This window comes from Streptomyces sp. 11x1, from assembly GCF_032598905.1.
Taxonomy (GTDB): Bacteria; Actinomycetota; Actinomycetes; order Streptomycetales; family Streptomycetaceae; genus Streptomyces.
Genome location: NZ_CP122458.1, coordinates 5119163 through 5145002 on the forward strand (window position 1 = coordinate 5119163; position 25840 = coordinate 5145002).

Consider the following 25840-nt stretch of genomic DNA (forward strand, 5'->3'; position numbering starts at 1 on the left):
GCCCCTTGTACGTGCCGTCGCCGTCTGGACCGGATTCGTCAAAGAGGCGGCTGTGCGGGCGCGGGGCCGAGTGTCGTGGTACCGGGGGCCGTGCGGTGGCCGAGGCCCGTGCGGTAGGCGTCGAGGGCGGCCTCCACGCGGCCGGTGCGGCGGTACAGGTCGCCCAGCAATCGGCACAGGTCGGCCAGGTCACCGGCGGCACCGGCCCGCTCCAGCAGGCTCAGCGCCCGTACGTAGTGCTCCTCGGCGGCGTCCGCGTCCCGCCCGTCCTCGGCGATGATGCCGAGGAGACGGTGCGCGGCGGCGGAGTGCAGGGCGCCGCGCTCGGAGCTGAGGTCGCTGAGGACCTCATGGAGCAGTTCCGCGGCCTCCTCGGACTTGCCCCTGCGGTGCAGGACGTCGGCGAGTTCGACGGCGACCTGGCTGGTGTAGAGCGCGGCGCGCTTGGCGGAGAGCATCCGGCGGGCCTCGCGCAGTTCCTCCTCGGCGCGGACGTAGTCGCCGTTCTGCGCGTGGAGGTAACCGCGCATCCAGTGGCAGTTGGCCAGCTCGGTGCGGATCTGGAGTTGCCGGTAGAGCTCGGAGGCCTTGGCGAGGGAGGCGTCGGCCTCGGCGATCCGCCCTTCGGCGATCATCGTCCGGGCGACCGAGCGGTGCATACGGGCGACGAGGGCCGGGTCGCCGGACTGCGGGGCGAGCGCGAGGGCCAGCTCGGCGGCCTGGGCCGCGCGGGCGTGGGCGCCCATGTCCATGTAGGGGGCGATGACGCCGGTGTAGAGGAGGAGCAGGGCGTCGGGGTCGTGCATGCCGTTGCGGTTCAGCTCGTCGAGCGTGGACTCGTACAGGTAGCAGGCGTAGCGCAGTTCACCGGCGAGGTAGTGGGCGGTCGCGCGGCCGCGCAGGGCGGGGACCCGGGCCGGCAGCGGGGCGTCGCCGAGCCGCTGCTCGACCTGCTCGAACCGCAGCTGGGCGGTCTCCAGGTCACCGGTCTCCAGGGCGCATTCACCGAGGCCGAGCAGCGCGTCGGCCTGCTCGGTGACCAGGCCGTACTCCTCCGCCTCGGCGAGGACGGCCGTGAAACCCTCGGCGGCGGCCTCCCCGGCACCGCTGGCGAGCGTGCGCTGGGCGCCGGTCAGCCGGAGCCGCAGCTCGGTGGCGAAGCCCGCGGGGCGGCCGGTGGCCAGTTCGTCGTAGCCGACGCCGAGCCGTTCGGCGATATGCCGCAGCGCGGGTTCCGAGGCGCGTACCCGGCCGGCCTCCAGGGTCGAGATGTATGCCGGGGTGTACGCCGGTTCCGCCAACTGCCGCTGTGTGAGGCCGCGTTCCGTCCGCAGTTGTTGCACTCTGCGCCCGATGACCTCGGGGTCGTCACGCTCGGCCATACCTGCCATGACGTAAAGCATGCCAGTAACTCCGCTTACATCGGCCGCTTCACCCAACTCCCGAACAGCCTCTTGCCGTCGGTAGGCCAAAGCCTTACGTTAAGCGACGCGTTAAGCGTGCTTAACCCACCCGGTCAGCCGCAGGGAGGTCGCCGTGATCCGAGACCTGCTCACCCGCCATGCCCGCGCCGCCGCGGCCGCGCTGCTCGCGATCACCGCCCTGATGACAGCGGCCAACGCTCTCCCCCGCTGACGGCGCGCACCACCTGCCCGTCGGCTCAGAACTCGGCGGTGTCCAGGTCGAAGCCGAGGGGGCTGGGCAGGGGGACGACCATGCCCAGCTTGCACTTCACCGCCTTCGCGTACCTGTCCGCAGAGGGCTCCGGGCCTTCGACCCGAACGCCGCGGGCTGCTCCCGCGCGGACGCACGGGTGCCCGCGCCCCTCCAGGGGCGCGGGCACCCGCGTGCGTACGGCGACACACCGGCGGTCACCTGCAGCTCACCCGCCGGCGGTCTCCCCGCCCGTCACCTGTCGACGGTGGCCGGCTCGCCCTCGCGGCTCGCCGGGACGCTCTCGCGGCCCGCCCGGTACGCCGCCACACTGCCCCGCGCCTGCACGGTCTCCCGCTCCACCGTCGTCAGCATCCGCTCCCAGCGCTGCCGCATCGGCCCGATCAGGCCGCCGCCGACACCGACGACGAGGATGCCGGCGACCGTGCCGAGCGCGGCGTAGAGAACCGGCCGGGTGACGTCCTGGGCGATACCGGCCTGGCCGAGCGCCGCGATGACGCCGAGGCCGACGACGCAGGCCCAGACGGCGGTCGCGAGGGCGCGGCCGTAGGAGAGGGAGGCGAGCGCGCCCCCGACGATCCCGCGCACCGCGCCGGCGACGGCCATCGCGACGACCACGAGGACCACGGCGACGACCGCGCGCGGCAGCCAGCCCACGATGTCGTCGATCAGCGCGCTCACCGGGTTGGGGCCGAAGACACCCAGCGCGAACTGCAGGGTCATCAGCATCAGCGCGTAGTACACGATCCGGCGGAGGATGCCGGTCAGGTCGTACGAGGAGTCCCGCAGCAGCCGTGACGTTCCGGCACGTTCGGAGAGGCGCTCGGAGCCGACCTTGCGCAGGAGGCGGTCGACGGCGCGGGAGACCAGTTTCGCGACGAACCAGCCGACGATCAGGATGACGAGGAAGGCGACGAGTTGCGGTACGAACTGCGCGACCTTGGACCAGGCGTCGTTCAAGCCCCGGGCGAAGTCGACGGACAGGTCGACGGACAGGCTGACCATGGGTGGTTCTTCCCTTCGCGGGTACGTCGGATACGTCCCCTCCCCTTGTGGATAGCAGTGGGCCGACCGGGTGACGGCGCACCTCAGGGCCGTTCGGGTGACCGCGCGCGGGGTGCGTGGAGGGCGCGTGCGCCGGAGTGGAGGTCCGCCCCGTAAATCCATTGAGTTCCCGGCCACCCCCTGTGACGCTCTTGTCAGTGGCATGACTTACTCTTCGCTCACGCGTCACAGGATTCACACGCGCGGCACAGGTCGAACACACCGGCCCCGCGCGAAGGCCTCCGGCGACGCGCCCATTTCTTTCGTTCCGGGGGGTTCGAAACCTGTGCGTATGCGCACTCTTCCGGCTGCCACCGCGCTGGCAGTCCTGTTCAGTTCGGCCGCGCTCACGGTCGGCACGGGCGCGCCCGCAGCGGCCGACAGCAGCAAGATCGTGCCGGTCAAGTCGGCGGGCGACTTCCTCGTGGACGGCGCCCACCAGCGGGTCTTCGTCAGCGACCCGTACAGCGGCAAGGTCGTCGCCACAACCTACTCGGGCACCGTCCTCGGCACCGTCGCCTCCCTGCCCGGGGTGACGGGCCTGGCTCTGTCCGCCGACTCGGGCACCCTCTACGCGGCCGTGCCCGGCGCCGACGCGATCGTGGCCATCGACGCCGTCGGCATGACCGAGGCCGGGCGGTACGCGACCGGCGACGGCACCAAGCCGACCCACCTCGCCGTCGCGGGGGGCAAGGTCTGGTTCGGGTACGGCGACAAGGAGCACGGGGACATCGGTTCGCTGGACGTCTCCGGTGAGCAGCCCGTGGTGGCGCTCGGCCAGGACGCCGACACGGACTGGACGGGCGCGCCCCGCCTCGCCGTGTCCCCGGCCGACCCGGACGTGGTGGCCGCGGCCTCCCCAGAGGTCTACTGGTTCAACCTCGCCGTGTTCGACGTCTCCGGCACCACGGCCGTGCGTACCGCGCGCGTCGGCGGTCCGGGCGAGTCCGGCAAGACCAACGACCTCGCCTTCACGCCCGACGGCAGCCGACTGATCACCGCCGAGGCCGGCAACCAGCACAAGGTGTGGCAGACGTCCGACCTCGCGCAGGTCGGCTCGTACACGACGGAGCACCACCCGAACTCGGTGGCGATCGCCCCGGACGGGACCCTCGCCGCCGGGACCAGCTCCCCGTACGACCCGGACATCTACGTGTTCACGCCGGGTACGACGACGCCCGTGCGGGAGTACGAGCTGCCGGACACCGACACGATCAGCGGCTCCGACGACCTCGCCGACGGCGGGCTCGCCTGGGAGCCGGGCGGCAGCAGGCTGTTCGCGCTGACGGGGAACTACGACGGCGAGTACAGCCTCCGCGTCTACGACGACCCCACCAAGTCCAAGCCGACCCTGACGGTCAGCGCCCCGGCGACGGCCACCCGTGCCAAGCCGCTCACGGTCTCCGGCACCCTGACGGCCACGCTGCCGCTGCCCGCCGGCACCCCGCTCACGGTCACCCGGACCGACATCGAGTCCCCGAAGGGCAAGTCGCTCGGCACCAAGACGCTGGGCACGGGCGGCAAGTTCTCCTTCACGGACACCCCGCCGGCCGGAGGCAAGGTCACCTACAAGGTGTCGTACGCGGGCGACGCGCAGCACACCGCCGCATCCGCCTCCCGCTCCGTCGAGGTCTCCCGGGCGACGCCCGCGCTGACGCTGGACAAGAACCGCAAGACCTACGCCTACGGCGCGGACGTGAAGTTCACGGCGCACCTCGGCACGACCTACAAGAACCGCAAGGTCGAGATCTGGGCCGACCCGTACGGCTCGGACAAGCCGAACAAGCTGGTGAAGTCGGGGACGGTGAACTCCAGCGGCAACCTGTCGGTCACCGTCGACCTCAAGCGGGACACCAAGCTCTCGGTGAAGTTCGCGGGCGACGCGCGCTACAAGGCGAGGACGGTCACCAACACCGTCTACACCAAGGTCGCCATCTCGTCGTCGATCTCGGGCCACTACACGACCCGGACGGCCTGGGGCCAGAAGTACCACTACATCCGCAAGTCCAAGGACCCGGTCCTGAAGACCACGATGTCGTACTACCCGGACCGCAAGCAGCGCCTCCAGCTGCAGTTCCACTACGACGGCGCCTGGCGGGACTGGGGCAGCGAGTACTTCCCCCTCGGCACCGCGGGCAAGTCCGACGTGACCCTCACCGGCACGCCGACCACGAACGTCCGCCTGCGCTTCCGCTCGGAGTACCACGACACGACGTCCGGCGACAACGTCAACACCACGACGTACGGGGCCTGGAAGTACTTCATCTACACGAGCTAGCCCACGGGGGCGCCCCCGCCCGGGCGCCCTTCGCACCTGTGGCCCGTGACGTCGGACGTCGCGGGCCACAGGTGTGTCACGCCTCGACGGCCTCGCGACGGCGGACCGTCCGCCAGGAACGAGCCGTTCCGAATGATGGCCAAAGCGGTCTCCCTTACCTGCCGGTACGTGTGACGATACGGCCCTGTTCGAATCTTGAGACCTCGATCGAGGCCACGGTCACAAAGGAACAGGACATGACCACGCCTGTGCCCTCCGCTCCCTCCACACCCTCACCAGCGGCTTCGGCCGCCCCGACCGCGCGGCTCCTCCTCGTCGACGACGAGGAGGGGATCCGCTCCATGCTGACGATGGCGCTGGAGTTCCTCGGCTATCAGGTGACCTCCGCGGCCACCGGCCGCCAGGCCCTGCAGGCCGTCACCCGTTACGACCCCGATCTGATCCTCCTCGACGTCAACCTGCCCGACCTGAGCGGTTTCGACGTGTGCCGGAACCTGCGCGACCGGGGCAACGCGGTCCCTGTGCTGTTCCTCACCGGGCTCGGCGGGGTCGACGACCGGGTGCGCGGGCTGGACATGGGCGGGGACGACTTCGTCACCAAGCCGTTCGAACTGAAGGAGATCGCCGCCCGGGTCCGCGCCCTGTTGCGCCGGGCCGGCGGCGGCCACTCCGCGCCCGACGGCAACCGCAACCGCCTTCGCGCCGGCGCGGTCCAACTGGACGCCGACGCCCACCAGGTCTGGGCCGACGGCCACCCCGTCGACCTCACCACCACCGAGTTCGCCCTGCTGCGCTACCTCATGGAGAACCCCGGGCGCGTCCTGTCCCGGCGCCAGATCCAGGAACGGGTCTGGAACCACCGTGACGAGGGGTCCGGCGTCGTCGACACGTACATCTACTACCTGCGCCGCAAACTGGGCGAGCCGGGTCAGTCCCTCATACGAACGGTCAGAGGAGTGGGCTACCAACTGTGCGCCAACTGAACGAGACCACCGTTTCCGGGCCGGCCACGGGCGGGTTGTGGCCATGAGTGGGTTCACCGGGCTGGGGGAGAGCATCCGGGCGGTCGGGCTGCTCGCGCCGGGTGACGCATGCTCCCGGCCCCTCCCCGGCCGCCCGCTCCCGCCCGTCGAGCAGCCGATCCGCCCCCACCGCACCGGCCGACGCACCGTCGGCTTCTGGCTGATCGCCACGATCGCGACCCTGGGCGCCGTCGCCGCCCTCTCCGCCCACACCCTCGCCCAGCACCTCACGGCCCGCACCGACCAGGAAATAGCAAGAGCCAGCGCCTTCGACGGCGCGATCGCCCCGAGTCCGACCCCGGCCCTCGACAAGAACGGGCTCGTGCTCGTGCTCGATATGCGCGGGCGGGTCGTCGCGCGTCACCCCGGGGGCGACGATCTGCCCGCGTTTCCGGTGCTCACCGCCGACCGGCTGAAGGCGTACGCCACCCGGTCGGCGCCCTCCGCGTTCGGGGAGAGTTATCGGGCGAAGGTGGTGCGCACGGCGGAGGTGGGCCGGGACCACCAGGGCGGGTACGTCGTCACCGCGAGATCCACCGCCGCCGACCGCCGGGCCGTCGAGCGCCTGCTCCAGGTCGAGACGGCCGCCGCCCTCCCCCTCCTGGCCACCGTCCTGATCGGCGCCCGCCGCCTCGGTCGCCGCGAGGTCAGGGAACGGCAGGACACCGAGCGGCGGCTGCGCGAGTTCATGGCGGCCGCCGGGCACGAACTGCGCAACCCCCTGACCACGATCTCCGGTTACGCCGAACTCGCCCGGCTCGGCGACGCCGGGCACGAAGCGATGCGGCAGGAGGCACTCGGCCGGATCACCACCGAGGTCGGCCGCATGAGCACGCTCATCGACGAGCTGGTGCTGCTGACCCGCCTGGACTTCGGCCAGCCGCTCCGGCTGACCTGCGTGGATCTGGCCCAGCTGTGCCGCGACGCGGTCTGCGCCGCCCGCGACTGCCACCCCGACCGTCCCGTACGGCTGCTGCTGGCCCCCGGCGACCACACGGTCACCGGCGACCCCTTGCGACTGCACCAACTGGTCGCCAACCTCCTGGCCAACGCCCGCGTGCACACGCCACCGGGGACGACGACCACTCTGGGGCTCGGGACGGAGGACGGCCACCGGGTCATCGAGGTGCTGGACGACGGCCCGGGCATCCCCGACGAACTCCGCGCCCGGCTCTTCGACCCCTTCGTACGCGGCGAGGAGACCCGGGCCGCGGGCAGCGGACTCGGCCTCAGCATCGTGGCGGCGATCGCGGCGGCCCACGGGGGCGTGGTCACCCTGGAACCGTCCGAACCCTCGCACCGGGGCGCCTGGTTCAGGGTCCGCATCCCGGCGCCGTCGTGAGGCGCCCGGCCCGGGGCCCCTCCGACGGGCTCTCACCCAAGGGTGGTGGCCGGCGGTGGACTTTGCCAACGGCTGGGGAGTTTATGATCGATCTCTGATGTGGCTCCGATCCGTTTCGGAGCGACGAGCGCTTAAGTGATCGGCGTGCGGTGCCGCACCGTGTACGCACGGTGCGACCTCGTACAACTCCCCCTCCGAGGTCGGCTCGGTATGCGCCCTGATCGACGGCTCATCGATCTACGACGAACGGAACGACGGCTCATCGACCGGCTCGGCTCAACCGGGTACGTGCTGGGCCGACCTCACTTGGACCCCACCCTCGGGCCCCCACCTACGCGGGCTGCCGCCGCAGTTCGGCCAGGTGCTGCCGGGCGTGCTCCACGGCCCCGGCGCGGCGTCCGGGGACCCTGCCGCGCAACTCCACGAACTCGACGCCGAGTTGGTGGGCACGCGCGGTGTCCGTGATCAGGCTCCACTGATGGTGCGCGCGGTCGACCGCGGACTCCACCACCGGGTCCTGGGCCGCCCGACCCGCAGCGAGCCGCGCCCGGGCGACCCCCATCCAGGCGGCGCAGCTGCCCGCCGGGTCCCCCGCGAACATGGCGAGATCGGCCCGCACCTCCCGCCAGTGCAGCACCTCCTCCGACCCGTCCCCGAACTCCCGCAGGGCCCCCTGCTCCCACCGAGCGGCGAGAGCGTCGGCCTCACCGTGCCGTCCCGCCCCGACGGCCGCGCTGATGGCATCGTGCGGATCGACGCCGGCCTCCCCGACGTCCGCAGCCTCCCCGGCCGCCGGGGTCACGGGCGCGGGCGAGAGCTCGGGGCGGCCGGCCGGGACCGGGGGCACAGCCCCCTGGGGACGGGCAGGGGCGGCGGGTGCGGGGGCGGCGGGTGCGGCAGCGCCGAACGCGCCGCCCGCCCGGGCGCCCGTCGCGTCGTAGGAGAGCACCAGGTCGCCGTACCCCCCCGTCCTGGCGAGCACCTGCTCGTGCAGGACCGCCGGCTCCGGCCGCTGCCCGCTCCGCAGTATCGTCGCCAACGCCCTCATGTACGCCGGCACGGCCACCCCCCGCCGCACCCCACCGACCGGCGGCGCGACCCGCCCGTACACGCTCACCCCCGGCCCGAGCGCCAACGGCCGCCCGGCCAGCCGCTGCCACACCTCCGCGTCGGCGTGCAGATCGACGAACAGCGTGGTGGACCCGGGCGTCCGCAGTCGCAGCTCCTCCACGATCCAGTGCCAGGGGAACGCGGTGTACCGCACCGTCGCCGGAGTCGTTCGCGCCAGCGCCAGATGCACGAGCCGCTGCTTGCGGTCGAGTTGCAGCTGCCCTGCGAGGTACACGGTGAGCGGGCCGGGCGCGGTGGCCGCCGCGCGCAACCGTGTCAGAACGGCCTGGGGCTCCAGCGGATCGGCCAGCTCCACTACGTTCGCCGTGGCCGTGCCGGACAGCACCTCGGGTGTGACGGCCGCCAGTACGGGGAGCACGGAGGCCGCGTCCACCAGGCACCCCTTGCCCATGGGCGAGGCCGCGAGCAGCAGCACCGTTCCCGGCATCGTTCCCTCCCCGTCGATCACGTGCACCAGCCAGCACGGTAACCGCTGCGCGTGCAAAGGGGGAAAGGAGCGGGACGAAAGCGGAGGCGGGAGCCCCGCGTGAACCGGCGGAGCATCGCTCACTTCGGTGCGCCCGGCGCCCGCCGCACCGGCGCCGACGCCCGCCGCACCGCGAAGATCGTCGTGTCGTCGTCGAGGAAGCCGCCGGTGTGGGCGAGGACACCGTCCCGGACGAGGCGGACCAGGGATTCCGGGGGAAGCACGGGCGCCCCGGCGGCGAGGGCACGGGAGAGGTACTCGCGGAGCGGGAAGAAGACCCCGCGCCCGTCGCGCGCCTCCGTCACCCCGTCCGTGACCAGGAGCAACGTCTCGTCGGCGGCGAGCCGCACCGTGGCCGTCCGGGTCTCCGGCGGGGCCAACTCGCCCAGCCCCAGCGGAAGTCCGTCCGGCAGCGGAAGGAAGCGCACGCCGTGGGGGGAGAGCAGCAGCGGCGGTTCGTGGCCGAAGTTGACGACGTCCACGGTGAGCGCGTCGAGCCCCGTGAGGTCCGGGCCCCAGTCGGTGCGCTCGCTGCGCAGTTCGGGGAAGTCCAGCAGGACGGCGGTGGCGAAGCGCTCGGCGTCGTCGCGGCCGACGTGCGCGCAGTAGCGCACATGGCGGACCATCCGGGTCTCCAACCGCTCGGCCACGGTGACCGGCTCGGCCTCGTGGTACGCGGCCTCGCGGAACGTGCCGAGCAGCACGGAGGCCGCCTCGACCGCCGCGAGCCCCTTGCCCTGGACGTCGCCGATGACGACGCGCGTGCCGTGGGGGCTGGGCTGGATGTCGTAGAAGTCGCCGCCGACCCGGGCCTCGCTGTCGGCGGCGAGGTAGATCTCGGCGTGGTCGAGGCCGCCGACGTCCGGCGGGAGCTGGCGCAGCAGGATACGGCGGGTGGTGTCGACGACGGCCCGCATGTGCAGCATCCGCTCCTGTCCGCGCAGCCGCACCGCGCAGACCAGCACGGACAGGATGCCGCCCAGGGTGACGAGGACGAAGTCCGGCAGACCGGTGGGCTCCTGGTGGGACCAGGAGCTGTCGCCCACGATGTACATGAGCGTCGCGAGCGCCGCGAACAGCGCGGTCGTCCACACCCGGCAGACCGCGGCGGCCGTGCCCGGCACGAGCACCAGCCAGGAGATGACCCGGAAGTCGCCGCTGGTGAACCAGTCGACCACCGGTACGGCGAGCAGCACGACCAGCGGCGGCAGCCAGGCGACGTTCCGCCCGTGGATCCGCAGCGGCTGCTGCCGCGCGACGGGGTCCGGCTCCCGGCGCCCGAGCGGCACCGGCATCCGCATCCGCATGCCCCACAGCGAAACACGCCCCCCCGCCCCCCGCATCCCGGCCCACCACGGCCGTGCCCCATGACGGCCGCAGGCCGTCCAGGGGTACGGGGAACTGCGCGATCAGCCCCCACGAAGCCGCAGCCGCCCGCCCACGAGCTCCCCCGAGCTGTCAGGCGCCCCCACAGCGCCCCTGCCCAGGTCTCCCCACCCCCCGTAACAAAACCCCCACCCCCGACTTGCCAGCGCCCCTCCCCAGGTGTGCTCTGGAAGACGGGGCGGAGACTGACGGGGGAGGCGAGAGAGGAGTGCTCCCATGGCTCAGACGGCACCCACTCCGGGACGCCCGGGGATCCCGGGCGGACCCTCGGCCCAGGGCGGCCCCCCGGCACCGGCCAGGTCGGCGGCGCCGGCCTCGCCCGATGTCTTCAGTGAGCGCACGCACCGGCTCACGAACCTGATCCTGCCCGTGGTCCTCGGCCTCGTCTACGGCTACTGGGCCGCGGCGATGAACCGTGACGCCGGCCCCATCACCGGCTGGAACGTCCTCTTCGGCTTCGTGGCCGCGTTCGTGTTCGCGGCGCTCTACATCGCCGTACAGACCGTGGCACCCCGGCTGCGCCGCGAACCGCACGCCCTCCTCTGGGCCGCCTTCGCGGGCTGCGCCTTCGGCTTCCTCTACAGCCAGGCCACCCAGCACACCGTGGTGCGCTCGACGCTCATGTCCCTCGGTATCGCGGCGGCGGTCTTCGCGGTGACCTTCTACCGCTACTACACCCACGAGGACGCGACCGGCCACCGCCTGCGCTGACCCGCCGGCGCTGACCGGTCCGGTCGGCGCGAGCGATGCGTCGGCCCGCTCACTCCTCCTCCCACTCCCAGGTGCCGGAGGCAGTGAACGCCCACGTGAACGAGACGGACCCGGAACCGTGCCCGTCCTGGCAGGGATCGCAGTCCTTCCAGCTCGGGCACGGATCCGTGCAGTTCGGCACCGAGCGGCCGTGCGTGTCGACGTACACCGCGCTCGCCCAGCCGCGGACGTCCCCGAGCCAGTACCAGTGCGGGTCGCCGAACACCTTCTGGCCCCGGACCTCGCAGTCGACGACGGCCCGGCTGCCGGGCGCGAGGGAGCCGACGACCCGGGAGTCCGTGGTCGGCTGTGCGCGGAGGTTGAGGTCACCGCCCGAGACGACCGTGCCACGGACGGAGCCGTCGGACGCGGCCGCCGCCGTGGTCCCGAGTGCCGTCACCGCGAGCACACCACCGGTGACACCGGCCGCGACGAGCGCCCGCAGGGCCGAAGTGCCCGGGGAACTCGGGGAACTCGGGGAACTCGGGGAACAGGGGGAAGCGGACGAATTCGGAGTACGCGGATCACTACGCATGCCTGGCCTCCTCGACACCCCCTTCGCCACCCCCTGTCACTCTTCCTCCAGGTAACACCCGTTCGAGTGAGCGCTCCACCGGAGAGGCACCCGCCCCACCCATGCCGCCATCGGGGCCACCCCTCCCCGTTCCCGCCTCGGTCGGCTCCCCATTCCTCACCCCGTTCGGCTTGTCCTGCGGGGCCATTCGCAGTCACGTCCGTCGGGAGCGCTCGCGAGGTCGTGGGCGGGGGTCTTGCCTGGAGGGGTGTCCCACCGAGTCCGCGGCGCCCTGTCGGCCGTACTGACCGCGCTCGCCTGCCTGCTCACGCCGGTGGGCGCGCTGTCCGCGTGGGCGACGTACGAGCTCGCGGACCGGACGCGCTACGAGGCGGTCATGGCACCGCTGGCGACCGACCCGGCCGTACGGGAGGCGCTGGCGGACGCGGTCGCCGCCGGGATCCTGCGCGAGGTCCGGGTCGGGCCGCCGCTGCGGCAGCCGGTACGGGAGTTCACCCACGACGCGGCGCACTCCTTCACCCAGACCGAGGCGTTCCGCACGGCCTGGCACATGTTGAACCGGGCGGCGCACGACGCGATCCTGAAGGCGGTGCGCGCCGAGGACGCGGACGGCGCGGGCGCGGGCGGGCCCGGCGTCGGCGGGCCGCGGGGGGTGACGCTCGACCTCGCGCCGGTCGGCGAGCGGGTCAAACGTCAACTCGTGCGCGACCACGTGCCGTTCGCCCATCGCATCCCGGTCGCGCGCACCGAGGTCGAGGTCCTGTCGGCCACCGAACTGGTCCAGCTTCGAAAGGGGTATCGCGTGCTGGAAATCGCCGCGTTCTGGCTTCCGGTCGGTGCGCTCGCACTGGCCGCCGGTGGCGTGCTCGTCGCCACGCAGCGCCGTCGGGCCGTCTGTGCGACGGGTCTCGGCGCGGCGCTCGGCGGCGCGCTGCTCGGTGTGGCCGTGGCCCTCGGCCGCCACCTCACGCTCGCCGACCTGCCGCCGGACGTCTCCCCGGCGGCCGCGGGTGCCGTCTACGACGCGCTCACGGCCACCCTGCGCACGGTGACCTGGGGGCTGGTGCTGCTCGGCACGACCGTGGCCGCCGCCGCCTGGCTCACGGGCCACCTCGTGCGACATCGCCGAGCGTCCGCAGCGCCCCCGCCAGTACCGGCGGAGGAACCGACGCGAGCCCGAGCCTGACGCAGTCGGCGGCGGCCGCGGCCTGGCCCGCGAGCACCCCCGACCCGCGCCGCACCCCCGCGACACGGAACGCCGGCCCCGGGGTGACCGCCACGCCCCGTGCGGCCGCCGCCGCGCGGAACGTGTCCGCCCGCCAGGGCTCGGGCAGCTCCCACCACGCGTAGTAGGCCCGCGCGTCCCCCCGTACGGCGAACCCCGCGAGGTGCTCGGCGACCAGGCGCTGCCGTGCCGCCGCGTCGGCCCGCTTCGCCGCGACCAGCCGCGCGACCGTGCCGTCCCCGATCCAGCGCACCGCCGCCTCCAACGCGAACCGCCCCGCCGTCCAGCCGCCCGACCGCAGCGCGTCCGCCGCGCCCGCGACCCGGCCCTCCGGCACCACCAGGAACCCGACCGTCAGCCCCGGCGCCACCCGCTTGGACAGCCCGTCCACGACGAACACCCGCTCCGGCGCGTACGCGGCCAACGGCGGCAGCCCGCCCACATCGCCGACGGCCACCTCACCCAGTTCCCCACCCGGCGCCCCGCTCGCCAGGAACGACCAGATCCGGTCCTCGATCACCGGCAGGTCCAACTCCCGCACCACACCCGCGAGTTCGGCCCGGCGCCCCGCCCCCATCGTCACGGACGTCGGGTTGTGCAGCGTCGGCTGGACGTACACCGCCGACAGCGGCGCCGCCCGGTGCGCGGCGGCCACGGCCTCCGGCCGGAGCCCCTCCCCGTCCGTCGCGAGCGGCACCAGGGTGATCCCCAGCCGCCCGGCGATCTCCTTGACCAGCGGATACGTGAGGGACTCGACGCCGACGCGCCTCCCGGGCCGTACGAGGTGGGCGAGGGCCGCGGCGATGGCCTGGCGGGCGTTCCCGGCGAAGAGGAACCGGCCCGGGTCCGGGCGCCAGCCGGCCGTGGCGAGCAACCCGGCCGCCGCCTCGCGCGCGGCGGCCGTACCGGTCGCGGGGGCGGTGCCCAGCGCGTCCGTCAGCACGTCCGGCCGCAGCAGCGGCGCCAGCCCGGTGGCCAGCAGCTCCGACTGGCCGGGCGCGGAGGGGTAGTTGAGCTCCAGGTTCACCGGTGCCGAGCCCGCCGACTCCGCCAGCGCCCGCCCGTCCGGTGCCGTAGGAGCCGCCCGCACGAACGTCCCGCGCCCGACCTCCCCCACCACCAGCCCGCGGCGCACCAGTTCCGCGTACACCCGCCCGGCGGTCGACCCGGCGATCCCCCGCCGCCGCGCGAACACCCGCTGCGGCGGCAGCCGGTCACCGGGCTGCAGCCGCCCGGTGGCGATGTCGTCCGCGATGCGATCGGCGATACGCCGGTAGTCGACCACGGTCCACCCCTCCCCCTCGCCTGCCCCTACGTCCCGCCGCGGGCCTCGGCCATCACATTGCACCGAGGGCAAAGATCTTATTGCACCGAGGAGTTGGGGCGTCCTAGGGTCGATGCCATGACCACCTTCCTCGCATACGAGGACAAAGGGGAACCCGCTCTCGCGGGTCGGCCTGCCCGCCTCCCCCTCGTCCTCATCCACGGCCACCCCTTCGACCGCACGATGTGGCACCCGCAGATCAGCGAGTTCTCCACCTCGCGCCGCGTCATCGCCCCCGATCTGCGCGGCTACGGCCGGTCCCCCGTCGTCCCGGGCGTCACCCCGCTCTCCACCTTCGCCGAGGACATCGCGGCACTCCTGGACGAACTCGGGGTCCCGGAGTTCGTCCTCGGGGGCCTCTCCATGGGCGGCCAGATCGCGATGGAGTGCTACCGCCTGTTCCCGCACCGGGTCCGCGGCCTGCTCCTCGCCGACACCTTCCCGGCCGCCGAGACCGAGGAGGGCAGACGGACCCGGAACACCATGGCCGACCGGCTGCTGCGCGAGGGCATGGCGGGGTACGCCGACGAGGTGCTGTTCAGGATGGTCGCGCCGTACGCCGACGCGGAGGTCGCGGCCCAGGTGCGCCGCATGATGACGGCCACCGATCCCGAGGGCGCCGCGGCGGCCCTGCGCGGGCGGGCCGAGCGCCCCGACTACCGCGAGCTGCTGACCCGCGTCACCGTCCCGGCGCTGGTCGTCGTGGGCGCCGACGACGACTACACCCCGGTCTCCGACGCCGAGGCCATGCACGCCGCCCTCCCCGACTCCACCCTCCACGTCGTCGAGGGCGCCGCCCACCTGCCGAACCTGGAACGCCCCGAGGAGTTCAACAAGGCACTGGGGGCTTTCCTGGCCCGCCTGGACTGACCCTCCCGGGCCGCCCCTCCCGGGCCGCCCCTCCCGGGCTGACCCGCCTGGACCGAGCCGCGCCGGGTTCCCTGTCCCGGCCCTCCCACACCCCCATCGCCCCCTTTCACCCATTCGGCCTACACCACGTGCGGCCCCCTCCCTGCCGCGTGAGCATGCGGGTGAGCTGTCCATCCGTCGGAGGAGGCCCTCATGGCCCAGCACAGCACCGCACCTCGCTCGAACGCCACGACGCAGGAAACGACGATGTCCCACCGGGGCGCCCGCTCGGAGTGGGCCCACGGCGGGATGGTCTTCGCCGGTGTCCTGATGATGGTCATCGGCGTCATGGGCATCCTCAACGGCATCGCCGGGATCGCCACGGACGACGTCTACGCGAACATCGGCAGCTACGTCTTCGAGTTCAGCCTCACCACCTGGGGCTGGATCCATCTGGTGATCGGACTCTGCGTCCTGGGCACCGGGTGGGGCGTGGTCCAGGGCCACGACTGGGCCCGCGCGGCAGGGATCGCCCTGACCTCGCTGTTCGCCATCGAGTACTTCATGTTCCTGCCGTACGCGCCCGTCTGGTCGGTCGTCTGCATCGGCATCGCGGTCTTCGTGATCTGGTCCCTGGCGACGTCGCCGGACTTCACGCACTCAGGCTGAACGCCGGGTGCCTGAGAGCTCGGGAGGACAACGACTTACGGCTGAAGGGCGAAGCCGGGCGCAGCCCCGGCTTCGCCCTTCAGGGGCGCGGGGAACTGCGCGAGAAGCCCCACCCACCCACCCGCACCCGCCCACGCACCGCACCCCGATCCCACCCCCGGCGCAACCTTCCCCCCACCCCACCCGTCCTTAAAAGGACCCGCCAAGAACAGCGAAAGGCACCGGCCGTGGAGAGCGCGACCATCGAACGGCCGGACCCCGCCCCGGAACCCGCGCCGCCGGCCGGGCCGCGCCCGCGCAAGCGGCACGGCGGCAAGGCCTTCCTCGCCACCCTGCTGCTCCTGGGCGTCACCCTCGTCGTCGGCTCCCGCGCCGCCGACATCGACGCCTTCACCCCGGTCCCCCAACTCCTCGCGTTCCTGCCCTGGCTGCTCGCCCCCACCGGCCTCGCCCTCCTCCTCGCCCTCCTCGCCCGCCGCTGGATCGGCCTGACCTGGGGCGTGGTGCTCCTCGGCGCGCTGGCCTGGTACATCGAGCCGTACGGCAAGGCGAGCGAGCCGACCGGGCCGGTGCTCGCCGAGGTGCGGGTGATGGCGTCGAACGTGCAGTTCGGCCGTGGCACCGACGCCCTCGTCAGGGCCGTACGCCGCGAGCGCCCCGACATCGTCTTCGTCGAGGAGTGCGAGCTCACCTGTTCGGCCGAGCTGCGCGACAAGCTCGGCGACCTCAGCGGCCGGACCCCCGACTACCCGCACCGGCAGTCCGTCGAGGGCTACGGCTCCACCGGCTCCGTCATCCTCAGCCGGTACCCCCTGAAGTCCGCCGACGCGATCCCCGGCTCGATGGGCATGCCGGGTGCCGTCGCCGACGTCGACGGCCGCCCCGTCCGGCTTCAGCTGGCGCACCCGATGCCGCCGCTGCCGGGACAGCTGGACACCTGGCGGCGGGAGCTCGGCGCGCTGCGCGCGTACGCGGCGAAGGACCCCCGGACGCCCACCATCGTGGCCGGGGACTTCAACGCCTCCCAGGACCACGCGGCCTTCCGCGCGATCCTCGACACGGGGATGAACGACGCCGCCCGGCTGACCGGACAGGACCGCCAGGCGACGTGGCCCTCCCGGACGACCCCGAGGTTCGGCGCGCAGATCGACCACGTCCTCGTCTCCGAGGAGGACTTCTCCGCCCGTGAGGTCCGCTTCCGGAAGCTGTCCGGCACCGACCACAACGCCGTCGTCGTGGACCTCTCGCTGCACCGGCGCGGGTGAGCCGAAGGGGCACGAACACACCCGGAAACCCCCGATCACCCCGGCCATAATGGGCGCATGGCCCGCACGCTCCCCATCGGCCTCACGCCGCCCGACTGGCTGGTGCGGAACCTCCGGCCGCAGCCCGCGCCGGTCAACCGGCCGGCCGTCGCGCGCGCGGCGATCGCGCTGACGCTCCCGCTGGCGCTCGGCCTCGCCGCGGGCCGGCCCGAGTACGGCGCGCTCGCCTCGATGGGCGCCCTCTCGGGCGTCATCAGCGACACGGCGGCCGCGTACCGGATGCGGCTGCTGAACATCGCGGTCCCGCAGCTGTTCGCCGCCGTGGGCATCACGCTCGGGTCGCTGGTGTTCGGGCAGGGCTGGGTGACCGTAGGGGTCCTCACCGGGGTCGCGCTCGTCTCCGGGATGATCTCGTCGATCGGCGCCGTGGCCTCCGTGTCGGGGCTCCTGCTGCTGCTCAACTCGGTGATCGGGGCGGGGCTGCCGATGCCGGGCCAGTGGTGGCTGGCCCCGCTGCTGATGACCGGCGGCGGCTTCCTGGTCCTCGCGCTGGCCCTGCTCGCCTGGCCCCTCCGGGCGGGCGTGCCGGAACGGACCGCCGTCGCCGACACCTACCGCAAGGTCGCGGACCTCCTCGCCACCATGACACCGGACGCCGCCGACGCCACCCCGGGTTCGGCGGGCCCCCCGGGCGCCGACAAAAACTCCTACGACGACGCGCGGGTCCTGGTCACCCAGTCCCTCAACCAGTCCTACGACCTGGTCCTCGCCCGCCGCGCCCGGCACCACGGCCGCAGTCCCGAACTCGTGCGTCTGCTGGCCCAGTTGAACGCGATCACCCCGCTGGTGGAGGCCGCCCCGGCGGTACGGCTGTCCGGTCGACCGCTGCCCGCCGAGATCCCGGTGGCCGTACGGCACCTCGCCGAGGCCGTCGGGACGGGGTACTCGGGGCCGCTCGGGTTGCGGCTGCCGGAGCCCGGCAGTGCGACGGGACGGGCGGTCGACCAGGCGCTGCGGCACGCCGCCGACGTCGCCGCCGAGAAGTCGCCGGACGCGCTGCGAAAGGCCGGCGACCGGGCGGGCCGCCCCGCGCCGCTGGGCGTGCGCGCCGTCCGGGTCGCCCGGAACGTCGCCCTGTCCGGCACTTCCTGGCGCTACGGGCTGCGTCTCGCGCTGTGCATCGGCATCGCCCAGGCCCTGGTCTCGCTGGTGCCCGTGCCACGCTCGTACTGGGTGGCGCTGACCATCACGTTCGTCCTGAAGCCGGACTTCGGGTCGGTGTTCTCCCGGGCGCTGCTGCGGGCGCTCGGCACGGTCGTCGGGCTGGTGGTCGCGGCCGGGGTCCTCACCCAGGTGCCGCGGGGCTGGTGGGACGTGCCGGTGATGCTGCTCCTCGCACCACTCATCCCGGTCTTCACGCCCCGGGGCTACGGCTACCAGACGGCGGCCATCACCCCGGTGATCCTGCTGCTCTCCGACACCCTCAACCACCAGGGCACCGATCTGCTCGTCCCGCGTCTCGTCGACTCTCTCATGGGCTGCGCGATCGCCCTCGTCGCCGGCTATCTGCTCTGGCCGGAGAGCTGGCACGCCCGGGTGGGCGACCGGCTCGCGGACGCCGTCGCCGACACGGCCGCGTACGTCGAACGCGCCTTCGGTCAGTCCCCGGCGGACCCCACCGACCGGGCCCGGACCCGCCGCCGCCTCTACCGCAACCTCTCCACGATCCGTACGGAGTTCCAGCGGGCCCTGACCGAACCGCCGCCCGTCGGTCGGCGGGCCGCCGCCTGGTGGCCGCTGGTCGTGGCGGTGGAGCGGATCGTGGACGCGACGACGGCCGCCCGGGTCCGGACCAAGCAGGGCGCCGCACCGCCGTCCGCCGCCGAGGTCGACCAAGTCGCCCTTCAGCTAAGGGAGTTGGCGGACGGCCTACGGAGGACCGAGACCCTCTACGCGGTGCGCTCCGAGCTCGGCGGACCGCCGGACAGCGTGCTGGAGCCGCTCCGCCAGGAGGTGGCGGCGGCCCGGACGATCGCCTCGCCCCGCTGAGCCACGGTCTTTCCAGGTCAACCCGGCGCAGGACGCCGAATCGTTACGTCATCCCCGCACGAGTGACGGAGGGCGAATGCGCAGCCGGAAAGCAGTCATGATCAATCCTGTTCAAACGCCCTACCTATAAGGGGATTTTTCATGCGTCGCACCGCGACCGTCCTGCTCGGAACCCTCGCCCTAGCCGGCGCCATGGCCCCGGCCGCCCACGCGATCCCGGACCCGGTTGCCACCGTCACCTGCGTCACCGAGACCCCGGCCGCCATGGCGGAGCTGGCCGACCCGGCCGCGCTCCTCGAACCCGCCGCCCTGCTGGACCCGGCCGCCGCCCCCGGCGTCAGCTGCCTGGCTCCCTGAGCCCCGCTCCGCGCGAGGACGTGCGGGCCGCCCTCTCCGACAGGAGGGCGGCCCGCATCCATATGTGCGCGTGTGCGCGTGTGCGCGTGTGCGCGTGTGCGCCGGTGTTTCTCAGACGCCGATGTCGCAGCCGTCCGCGCGCCACACGGCGACGACCGCCGGGCGGACGTGCTTGCCGGGTCCGTCGGGCCAGGTGCTCTTCGGGTTCTCGACGGTGGCGCCGTCCAGCTCGCCCGGGTGCTGCACGGCGACCAGGACGCGGCGGTCCTGGATGATCGGTCCGCAGGTCTCGGCACCGCTCGGCACCGTGAGGAACTGCTTCAGCTCACCGCGCCGCTCACCTCGGGTCGCGACGCCGAAGAGGCCGTCGTGCGAGCCGAGCTGGGCGCCGTCGGTGGAGATCCACAGGTTGCCGTACCGGTCGAAGGCGACGTTGTCCGGGCAGGAGATCGGGGAGACGTCGTCCTTCGGGAAACCGGCGAAGTAGGTCGCCGGGTCGTCCGGGTCGCCCGCGACGAGGAAGAGCAGCCAGGCGAACCTGGTGCTCTCGGGCCGGTTCCAGCGCTCGGTGAGCTCCAGCACCTGGCCGTGCTTGTTGGCGTTGCGCGGGTTGGCCTCGTCGGCGGCGGCGAAGCCGGCCTTGCCGCGGTTGGAGTTGTTGGTGAGGGCGACGTAGACCTTGCCGGTGACCGGGTTGGGCTCGATGTCCTCGGGGCGGTCCATCTTGGTGGCGCCGACCTTGTCACCGGCGAGCCGGGTGAAGACGAAGACCTCGTCGGCGGTCATGCCGTCCACGTGCGAGACGGCGCCCTCGGCGGTGGCGGTGGCCAGCGGGATCCACTCGCCGGAGCCGTCGAACTCACCGTCGCCCGGCAGCTTGCCCGTGCCGTCGATCTCGACCGCCGGGGAGTCGCCGGTCAGCTTGGCGACGTAGAGCGTGCCCTCGTCCAGCAGCGAGAGGTTGTGCTCGCGGACGGCACGGCTCGACCCCTTCCGCATGCGCTTGCTGCTGACGAACTTGTAGAAGTAGTCGAAGCGCTCGTCGTCGCCGGAGTAGACGACGGGACGACCGTCCGCGGTCAGCCGGATGGTGGCGGCCTCGTGCTTGAACCGCCCGAGCGCGGTGTGCTTGCGCGGCGTGGAGGACGGGTCGTACGGGTCGAACTCGACGACGTACCCGAAACGGTGCACCTCGTTCGGCTCCTGGGCGACGTCGAACCGCTTGTCGAACCGCTCCCACTTGCGCTCGCTGGCGCCGGTGCCGATGCCGTAGCGCTTGTCGGTCGTCCGGCTGCTGTTGGCGAAGTACTGGTTGAAGTTCTCCTCGCCGTGCAGCGTGGTGCCCCAGGGGGTGGTGCCGCCGGAGCAGTTGTTGAGGGTGCCGAGGACCTTGCGGCCGGTCGGGTCGGCGGAGGTCTTCAGCAGATCGGAGCCGGCGGCGGGGCCGGTGAGCCGGAACTCGGTCGTCGCGGTGACCCGGCGGTTGAGGTGGTGGCGGGGCACGGCGGTGAGCCTGCCGGTGCGCCGGTCCTCCTCGACCACGACGGCGGACAGCCCGTGGGCTGCCCAGGCGACCTCGACCTGGTTACGTGTCGGGTTGGCGGCGTCGTAGCCGCGGAACATCAGGACCTCGTCGGTGTACTCGTGGTTCGCGACGAGCAGCTGGCGGCCGCGCTCACCGGGGAGCGGGAGCAGGGCCAGGAAGTCGCAGTTGTACCCGAACTGACCGGCCTGGGCCTTGCCTGTCTGGTTCTCCGGGTCGAAGGCGGGGGCGCCGCGCAGGATCGGCTCGCCCCAGCGGATGACGACGTTCTGCTTGTACCCGTCCGGGACGGTCACGGCGTCGGTGGTGTTGGGCGCGACGGAGGTGTAGCGCAGACCGCGGGCGGCCTTGGGCCGAGTCTTGGCCCCGGCGGCTCCGGCGGTGCCCGCCGAGGTGGCCGCGGTGGCGGGGTGGGCGGTGCCGAGCGAGACGGCCGTACCGGCCGCGCCGGCCACGGAGACGACGGCGGCGGCCCTCATCACCGAGCGTCGGCTGAGCGCGCTCGCGATGACGTCGCCCACGTACTCGTTGGTGCTGGTGTTCGGCACCTCGTGGAAGCAGGCATCCCCACAGCGGAAACGACAGGTCAGGGCGGAACGGCCGCCGGGATGCGAGCCGATCATGGGCAGCAGCTTGCGCACAGCGCGCTCCTCGATGCTCTTATGTGCCTTTTTGGTGTGAGCGCGACGCTAGGGGGGCGTGTGTTCGAGAACGGGGACGCAGGGTGAACAGAGGGTGAACCTGCGGCAGTTGAGGCGGTGTTGACAGCGCGGGGTGGCGGGGATAGTGAAAGGCCCCTGCCCCACCCCAAGATCGCCCCGCCCGGCCGCTAACCTTACGTGTCCGTCCTGGCCAGGGATTGACGGGCTTCAACTCACCCGAAGGGTTGCGCACATGGGCATTCTCTCTCTCCTGCGGAATGCGTTCAGCCGCTCACGCAAGGGGCGCGACACGGTTCCTTCGCAGGAGGCGGAGCGGGATTCCGCCCCGGAGGACACCTCCGCGGCGGCGGCCGAGGGGGCCGCGACGCGGCAGGCCGCCGAGCCGAGGGTCCCGGCCCCGGCGACGGAGCCCGCGACCCCGACCTCATCCTCATCCTCCTCAGTCGCCGACGAACTCGTCTCCGCGGCCTTCGACAACGTGACGGTCCCGCAGCCGCGAACCACGGAGCCGGCGGAGAGAAGGCCGGAGGCGGGGGCGGATGCCGAGGCTTCGGGCGCGGGTGCCGAGGCAGCGGCTCAGGAGACGGGGGCTGCGGCGTCCGCCGAGGTCGCGCCGGAGGTTGAGGCGTCGGCTGAGACGCCGGTCGAGGTCACGGCGAAGACTGAGGCTGAGGTGCGGGCCGAGGCGTCCGCCGAGGTCACGCCTGAGACCGAGGCTGAGGTGCGGGCCGAGACGAAGGCGGAGCCCACGGTGGCCGAGCCGGAGCCGGAGCCGGTCGCCAAGGAGAAGACCGAGGCCGGGGTGCCCGCCGAGGCTGCGACCGAGGCGCCTGCCGAGGCTGCGGTGGAGGCCGAGACGGAGACGTCGTCGGTGGTCGAGGCGGAGCCTGTCGCTGAGGCGGGCGCCGCCGACGAGGACGAGCCGAAGCCGGTCACCGAGACCGCCGATGAAGCGGATGCGGCGGCGGAGGCGGAGGCTGTCGCGCCGGTCGCTGACGCGGAGCCCGCCGCTGCCGCCGAGGCCGAGGTGGGGACTGCCGACGAGGCCGAGCCCGAGGCGTCGGCCGCGGCTGACGCGAAGGCCGCCGACGAGGAGCCCGCCGCGCCGGAGGCGGTCGCCGAAGCCGCGCCCGAACCGGTGGTCGAGGCCGAGCCCGTGGCGGCGGACACCGCCCCGGAGCCGAAGGCGGACGCCGAGACCGTGGCCGCGTCCGCCGACGCGGAGCCCGAGGCCGCTGCGGATGTCGATGTCGACGTCGAGCCGGTGGCAGCGAAGGAAGCGGAGGCGGAGCCTGCCGCCGAGGCCGAGGCCGCTGCTGCTGCGGCGGCGGCGCCCGAGGCCGCCGAGGTGGCTGCGGACGCGCCCGTGGCGGAGGCGGAGCCCGCGTCCACCCCGGAGCCGGAGACCACGGAGGAGCCCGAGGCCGCAGCGGAGCCGAAGGCCGCCGCCGAGGCCGCGCCGGAGCCCGAGGCTTCTCCTGAACCCGAGGCCACCTCGGCCCCGGCGGCCACCGCCGAGCCGGAAGCCGCTCCGGAGCCGACCGCAACCCCCGAGCCCGAAGCCGCAGCCGAGCCGACCGTGGCCCCTGAGCCGGAAGTCACCCCGGAGCCCGAAGCCACCACCCCCGACCCGATCGCCGACGAACCGGCCGTGACCCCGGAACCGGAAGTCACCCCCGAACCGGTCGCCGCCGAGTCCCCCGAGGCCGCTGACCTCGTCGTCGTGGCCGATGAAGCCACCCCTGAAGCCGCGGACACCGACGGCGCGGTCGCCCCACAGGCGGCACCCGCGGCCGACGACGAAAGCGGCACGGGTGGTGCGGGTGGGAAGACGGGCACGGCCGACGGCGAAGCCGACACCGTGCCGACCGACACCGTGCCGGCAGGCCTCCGCACCGCCTACACCGCCGCCCACGAAGCCCTCGCCAAGCAGAACCTCACCACCACCCGCGCCAAGGTCTACCTCGTCCTCGACAGGTCCGCCTCCATGCGCGGCTACTACAAGGACGGCTCAGCCCAGGCCCTCGGCGAGCAGACCCTCGCCCTCGCCGCCCACCTCGACCCCGAGCAGCCCCCCACCGTCCCCGTCGTCTTCTTCTCCACGGAACTGGACGGCACCGGCGAGCTCACCCTCGACGCGTTCGACAACAAGGTCGACGACCTGCACGCCGGCCTCGGCCGCATGGGCCGTACCAGCTACCACGTGGCCGTCGAGGAGGTCCTCGCCCAGCACCAGAAGGCGGCCCCCGGCACCCCCGCCCTCGTCGTCTTCCAGACCGACGGCGCCCCGGACGCCAAGACCCCGGCGAACCAGGCGCTCGCGGACGCCGCGAAGAGCCACCCCTCCGTCCACTTCGCGTTCGTCGCGTTCGGCGACCCGGAGAACAAGGCCTTCGACTACCTCCGGAAGCTGAAGACGCCCAACACGTCCCACTTCCTGGCCGGCGAGACCCCCCGCGAGCTGACGGACGCCGAGGTCTACGAGGGCATCCTGTCCACCTGGCGCCCGTAGTCACCGGCAAGCGGACGGGCCCCGGGCGATCCGGGGCCCGTCCGCCACCCGAAACGCGTGTGAGTCGATCTTCACCGGGCCAGTAGGATTTCGGCATGGCGGCCACTGGAACCGAGAAGCAGGGTGGCAAGGCGTTCTACGTCTCCACCCCCATCTATTACGTCAACGACGCTCCTCACCTGGGCCACGCCTATACGACCGTCGCAGGCGACGTGCTCACCCGCTGGCACCGTCAGCGTGGCGAGAAGGTGTGGTACCTCACCGGCACGGACGAGCACGGTCAGAAGATCATGCGTACCGCCGATGCCAACGGAGTGACTCCGCAGGAGTGGTGCGACAAGCTCGTCGAGGAGGCGTGGAAGCCCCTCTGGGAGCACCTGGAGATCGCGAACGACGACTTCATCCGCACCACGCAGCAGCGGCACACCGACCGCGTCCAGGAGTTCGTGCAGGACCTGTACGACAAGGGCGAGATCTACAAGGGCGGCTACGAGGGCCCGTACTGCGTCGGCTGCGAGGAGTACAAGCTCCCCAGCGAGCTGCTCGACGGCGAAGGCGACTTCGCGGGCCAGAAGCTCTGCCCGATCCACAAGAAGCCCGTGGAGATCCTCAGCGAGGAGAACTACTTCTTCAAGCTGAGCGAGTACGGCGACAAACTCCTCGCCCACTACGAGGCGAACCCCGGCTTCATCCAGCCCGAGTCCGCGCGCAACGAGGTCGTGAACTTCGTCCGCCAGGGCCTGCAGGACCTGTCGGTCTCCCGCTCGACCTTCGACTGGGGCATCCCGATCCCGTGGGACGAGAAGCACGTGATCTACGTGTGGGTCGACGCGCTGCTCAACTACGCGACGGCGGTCGGCTACAACGAGAACCCGGAGAAGTTCGAGGCCACCTTCCCGGCGGACGTCCATCTCGTCGGCAAGGACATCCTCCGCTTCCACGCGGTGATCTGGCCGGCGATGCTGATGGCGCAGGGCCTCCCCCTCCCCGGCAAGATCGCGGCGAACGGCTGGCTGATGGTCGGCGGCGAGAAGATGTCGAAGTCGAACCTGACCGGCATCAAGCCGCAGGACCTCACCTCGCACTTCGGTGTCGACGCCTACCGCTGGTACTTCCTGCGCGCGATCGCCTTCGGCCAGGACGGCTCGTTCTCCTGGGAGGACTTCTCCGCCCGCTACACGAGCGAGCTGGCGAACGACTACGGCAACCTCGCCTCCCGGGTCGCGGCCATGGTCGGCAAGTACTTCGGCGGCACCCTGCCGGAGGCCACGGCCGACGGCGAGGCCGAGAGGGCGCTGCACGAGGGCCTGGCCAAGGCCGTCACCGAGGCCGACCGGAAGATCGGCGACGAGCTGGACTTCCAGGGCGGCATCCTCGCCGTCTTCGACTTCGTCAAGCAGGTCAACGGCTACATCACGGAGCAGGAGCCGTGGAAGGTCGCCAAGGACACGAGCGACGAGGGCAAGGCCCGCCTCGCGACGATCCTCTACACGGCCGCCGAGTCGCTCCGCGCCGTCGCCGTCCTGCTCAACCCGATCATGCCGGACACCTCCGCCCAGCTCTGGGACTCCCTGGGCGCGGAGCCCACCCTCGGCGCCCTCGCGGACCAGAAGGTCCAGGACGCGGGCGAGTGGGGCATCCTCCCGTCCGGCTCCACGATCACGAAGGGCGCGATCCTCTTCCCGCGCCTGGAGGAGAAGCCGACCGCGTAGCGCACAGCCACCACACAGCGGGGGCCCGGGAACGACAGCCGTTCC

20 protein-coding genes are annotated in these 25840 nt (G+C 72.8%); 12 read left to right on the forward strand and 8 right to left on the reverse strand.

Translation table 11 applies throughout. The features are described from left to right. Window positions 1-38: 38 nt before the first annotated feature. The 3 genes from P8T65_RS22415 to P8T65_RS22425 all read right to left on the reverse strand — a co-directional run bounded on the left by P8T65_RS22415 (window position 39) and on the right by P8T65_RS22425 (window position 2679). A complete protein-coding gene (locus P8T65_RS22415; RefSeq protein ID WP_316731669.1) occupies window positions 39-1382 on the reverse strand; it encodes a helix-turn-helix domain-containing protein in 1344 nt (447 codons plus the stop codon). A 278-nt stretch (window positions 1383-1660) separates the two neighbouring features. Then, entirely contained in the window at window positions 1661-1843 is a 183-nt protein-coding gene (locus P8T65_RS22420; RefSeq protein WP_316727076.1) for a hypothetical protein, read from the reverse strand. 65 nt (window positions 1844-1908) lie between these two features. After that, on the reverse strand, window positions 1909-2679 hold the full coding sequence (locus P8T65_RS22425) for a mechanosensitive ion channel family protein (RefSeq protein WP_316727077.1): 771 nt from the start codon (window positions 2677-2679) through the stop codon (window positions 1909-1911). A 331-nt stretch (window positions 2680-3010) separates the two neighbouring features. Between P8T65_RS22425 and P8T65_RS22430 the strand changes: the two genes are divergently transcribed. The 3 genes from P8T65_RS22430 to P8T65_RS22440 all read left to right on the forward strand — a co-directional run bounded on the left by P8T65_RS22430 (window position 3011) and on the right by P8T65_RS22440 (window position 7360). Continuing rightward, window positions 3011-4996, forward strand: coding sequence for an Ig-like domain repeat protein (locus P8T65_RS22430; RefSeq protein ID WP_316727078.1), 1986 nt, complete (start codon window positions 3011-3013; stop codon window positions 4994-4996). Window positions 4997-5232: 236 nt separating this feature from the next. Then, a complete protein-coding gene (locus tag P8T65_RS22435) occupies window positions 5233-5979 on the forward strand; it encodes a response regulator transcription factor (protein ID WP_316727080.1) in 747 nt (248 codons plus the stop codon). Window positions 5980-6022: 43 nt separating this feature from the next. Beyond that, window positions 6023-7360: a HAMP domain-containing sensor histidine kinase gene (locus P8T65_RS22440; protein WP_316727081.1), complete on the forward strand. Its 1338-nt coding sequence runs from the start codon at window positions 6023-6025 to the stop codon at window positions 7358-7360. A 331-nt stretch (window positions 7361-7691) separates the two neighbouring features. On the opposite strand, the gene P8T65_RS22445 is transcribed toward P8T65_RS22440, so the two are convergent. Both P8T65_RS22445 and P8T65_RS22450 read right to left on the reverse strand, forming a co-directional pair. Next, window positions 7692-8918, reverse strand: coding sequence for a hypothetical protein (locus tag P8T65_RS22445; protein WP_316731670.1), 1227 nt, complete (start codon window positions 8916-8918; stop codon window positions 7692-7694). A gap of 119 nt (window positions 8919-9037) precedes the next feature. Beyond that, window positions 9038-10264 carry a PP2C family protein-serine/threonine phosphatase gene (locus tag P8T65_RS22450; RefSeq protein WP_316727082.1) on the reverse strand — a complete coding sequence of 409 codons (1227 nt, stop codon included), beginning with the start codon at window positions 10262-10264 and terminating at the stop codon, window positions 9038-9040. A gap of 295 nt (window positions 10265-10559) precedes the next feature. Here P8T65_RS22450 and P8T65_RS22455 point away from each other — a divergent pair, with 295 nt between their 5' ends. Then, window positions 10560-11054 carry a hypothetical protein gene (locus P8T65_RS22455; protein WP_316727083.1) on the forward strand — a complete coding sequence of 165 codons (495 nt, stop codon included), beginning with the start codon at window positions 10560-10562 and terminating at the stop codon, window positions 11052-11054. Between the two features lie 49 nt (window positions 11055-11103). On the opposite strand, the gene P8T65_RS22460 is transcribed toward P8T65_RS22455, so the two are convergent. After that, on the reverse strand, window positions 11104-11493 hold the full coding sequence (locus P8T65_RS22460) for an SH3 domain-containing protein (RefSeq protein ID WP_399099730.1): 390 nt from the start codon (window positions 11491-11493) through the stop codon (window positions 11104-11106). 382 nt (window positions 11494-11875) lie between these two features. Here P8T65_RS22460 and P8T65_RS22465 point away from each other — a divergent pair, with 382 nt between their 5' ends. Next, window positions 11876-12814, forward strand: coding sequence for a hypothetical protein (locus tag P8T65_RS22465; protein ID WP_316727085.1), 939 nt, complete (start codon window positions 11876-11878; stop codon window positions 12812-12814). On the opposite strand, the gene P8T65_RS22470 is transcribed toward P8T65_RS22465, so the two are convergent. Continuing rightward, complete coding sequence (locus P8T65_RS22470) at window positions 12729-14138, reverse strand: PLP-dependent aminotransferase family protein (protein ID WP_316727086.1); 1410 nt, start codon at window positions 14136-14138, stop codon at window positions 12729-12731. The genes P8T65_RS22465 and P8T65_RS22470 overlap by 86 nt on opposite strands. Window positions 14139-14255: 117 nt before the next feature. On the opposite strand from P8T65_RS22470, the gene P8T65_RS22475 reads away from it, so the two are divergent. The 5 genes from P8T65_RS22475 to P8T65_RS22495 all read left to right on the forward strand — a co-directional run bounded on the left by P8T65_RS22475 (window position 14256) and on the right by P8T65_RS22495 (window position 19366). Next, entirely contained in the window at window positions 14256-15047 is a 792-nt protein-coding gene (locus P8T65_RS22475; RefSeq protein ID WP_316727087.1) for an alpha/beta hydrolase, read from the forward strand. A gap of 192 nt (window positions 15048-15239) precedes the next feature. Next, on the forward strand, window positions 15240-15695 hold the full coding sequence (locus P8T65_RS22480) for a hypothetical protein (RefSeq protein WP_316727088.1): 456 nt from the start codon (window positions 15240-15242) through the stop codon (window positions 15693-15695). A gap of 227 nt (window positions 15696-15922) precedes the next feature. Next, window positions 15923-16960 carry an endonuclease/exonuclease/phosphatase family protein gene (locus tag P8T65_RS22485; RefSeq protein ID WP_316727089.1) on the forward strand — a complete coding sequence of 346 codons (1038 nt, stop codon included), beginning with the start codon at window positions 15923-15925 and terminating at the stop codon, window positions 16958-16960. Between the two features lie 57 nt (window positions 16961-17017). Further along, entirely contained in the window at window positions 17018-19009 is a 1992-nt protein-coding gene (locus P8T65_RS22490) for an FUSC family protein (RefSeq protein WP_316727090.1), read from the forward strand. Between the two features lie 141 nt (window positions 19010-19150). Next, on the forward strand, window positions 19151-19366 hold the full coding sequence (locus P8T65_RS22495; RefSeq protein ID WP_316727091.1) for a hypothetical protein: 216 nt from the start codon (window positions 19151-19153) through the stop codon (window positions 19364-19366). A 111-nt stretch (window positions 19367-19477) separates the two neighbouring features. Here the strand turns inward: P8T65_RS22495 and P8T65_RS22500 are convergent, their stop codons facing one another. Then, entirely contained in the window at window positions 19478-21550 is a 2073-nt protein-coding gene (locus P8T65_RS22500; protein ID WP_316727092.1) for a PhoX family protein, read from the reverse strand. Window positions 21551-21803: 253 nt separating this feature from the next. Between P8T65_RS22500 and P8T65_RS22505 the strand changes: the two genes are divergently transcribed. Beyond that, window positions 21804-24083: a VWA domain-containing protein gene (locus P8T65_RS22505; RefSeq protein WP_316727093.1), complete on the forward strand. Its 2280-nt coding sequence runs from the start codon at window positions 21804-21806 to the stop codon at window positions 24081-24083. A gap of 95 nt (window positions 24084-24178) precedes the next feature. Continuing rightward, window positions 24179-25795: a methionine--tRNA ligase gene (gene metG / locus P8T65_RS22510; RefSeq protein ID WP_316727094.1), complete on the forward strand. Its 1617-nt coding sequence runs from the start codon at window positions 24179-24181 to the stop codon at window positions 25793-25795. Window positions 25796-25840 lie beyond the last annotated feature (45 nt).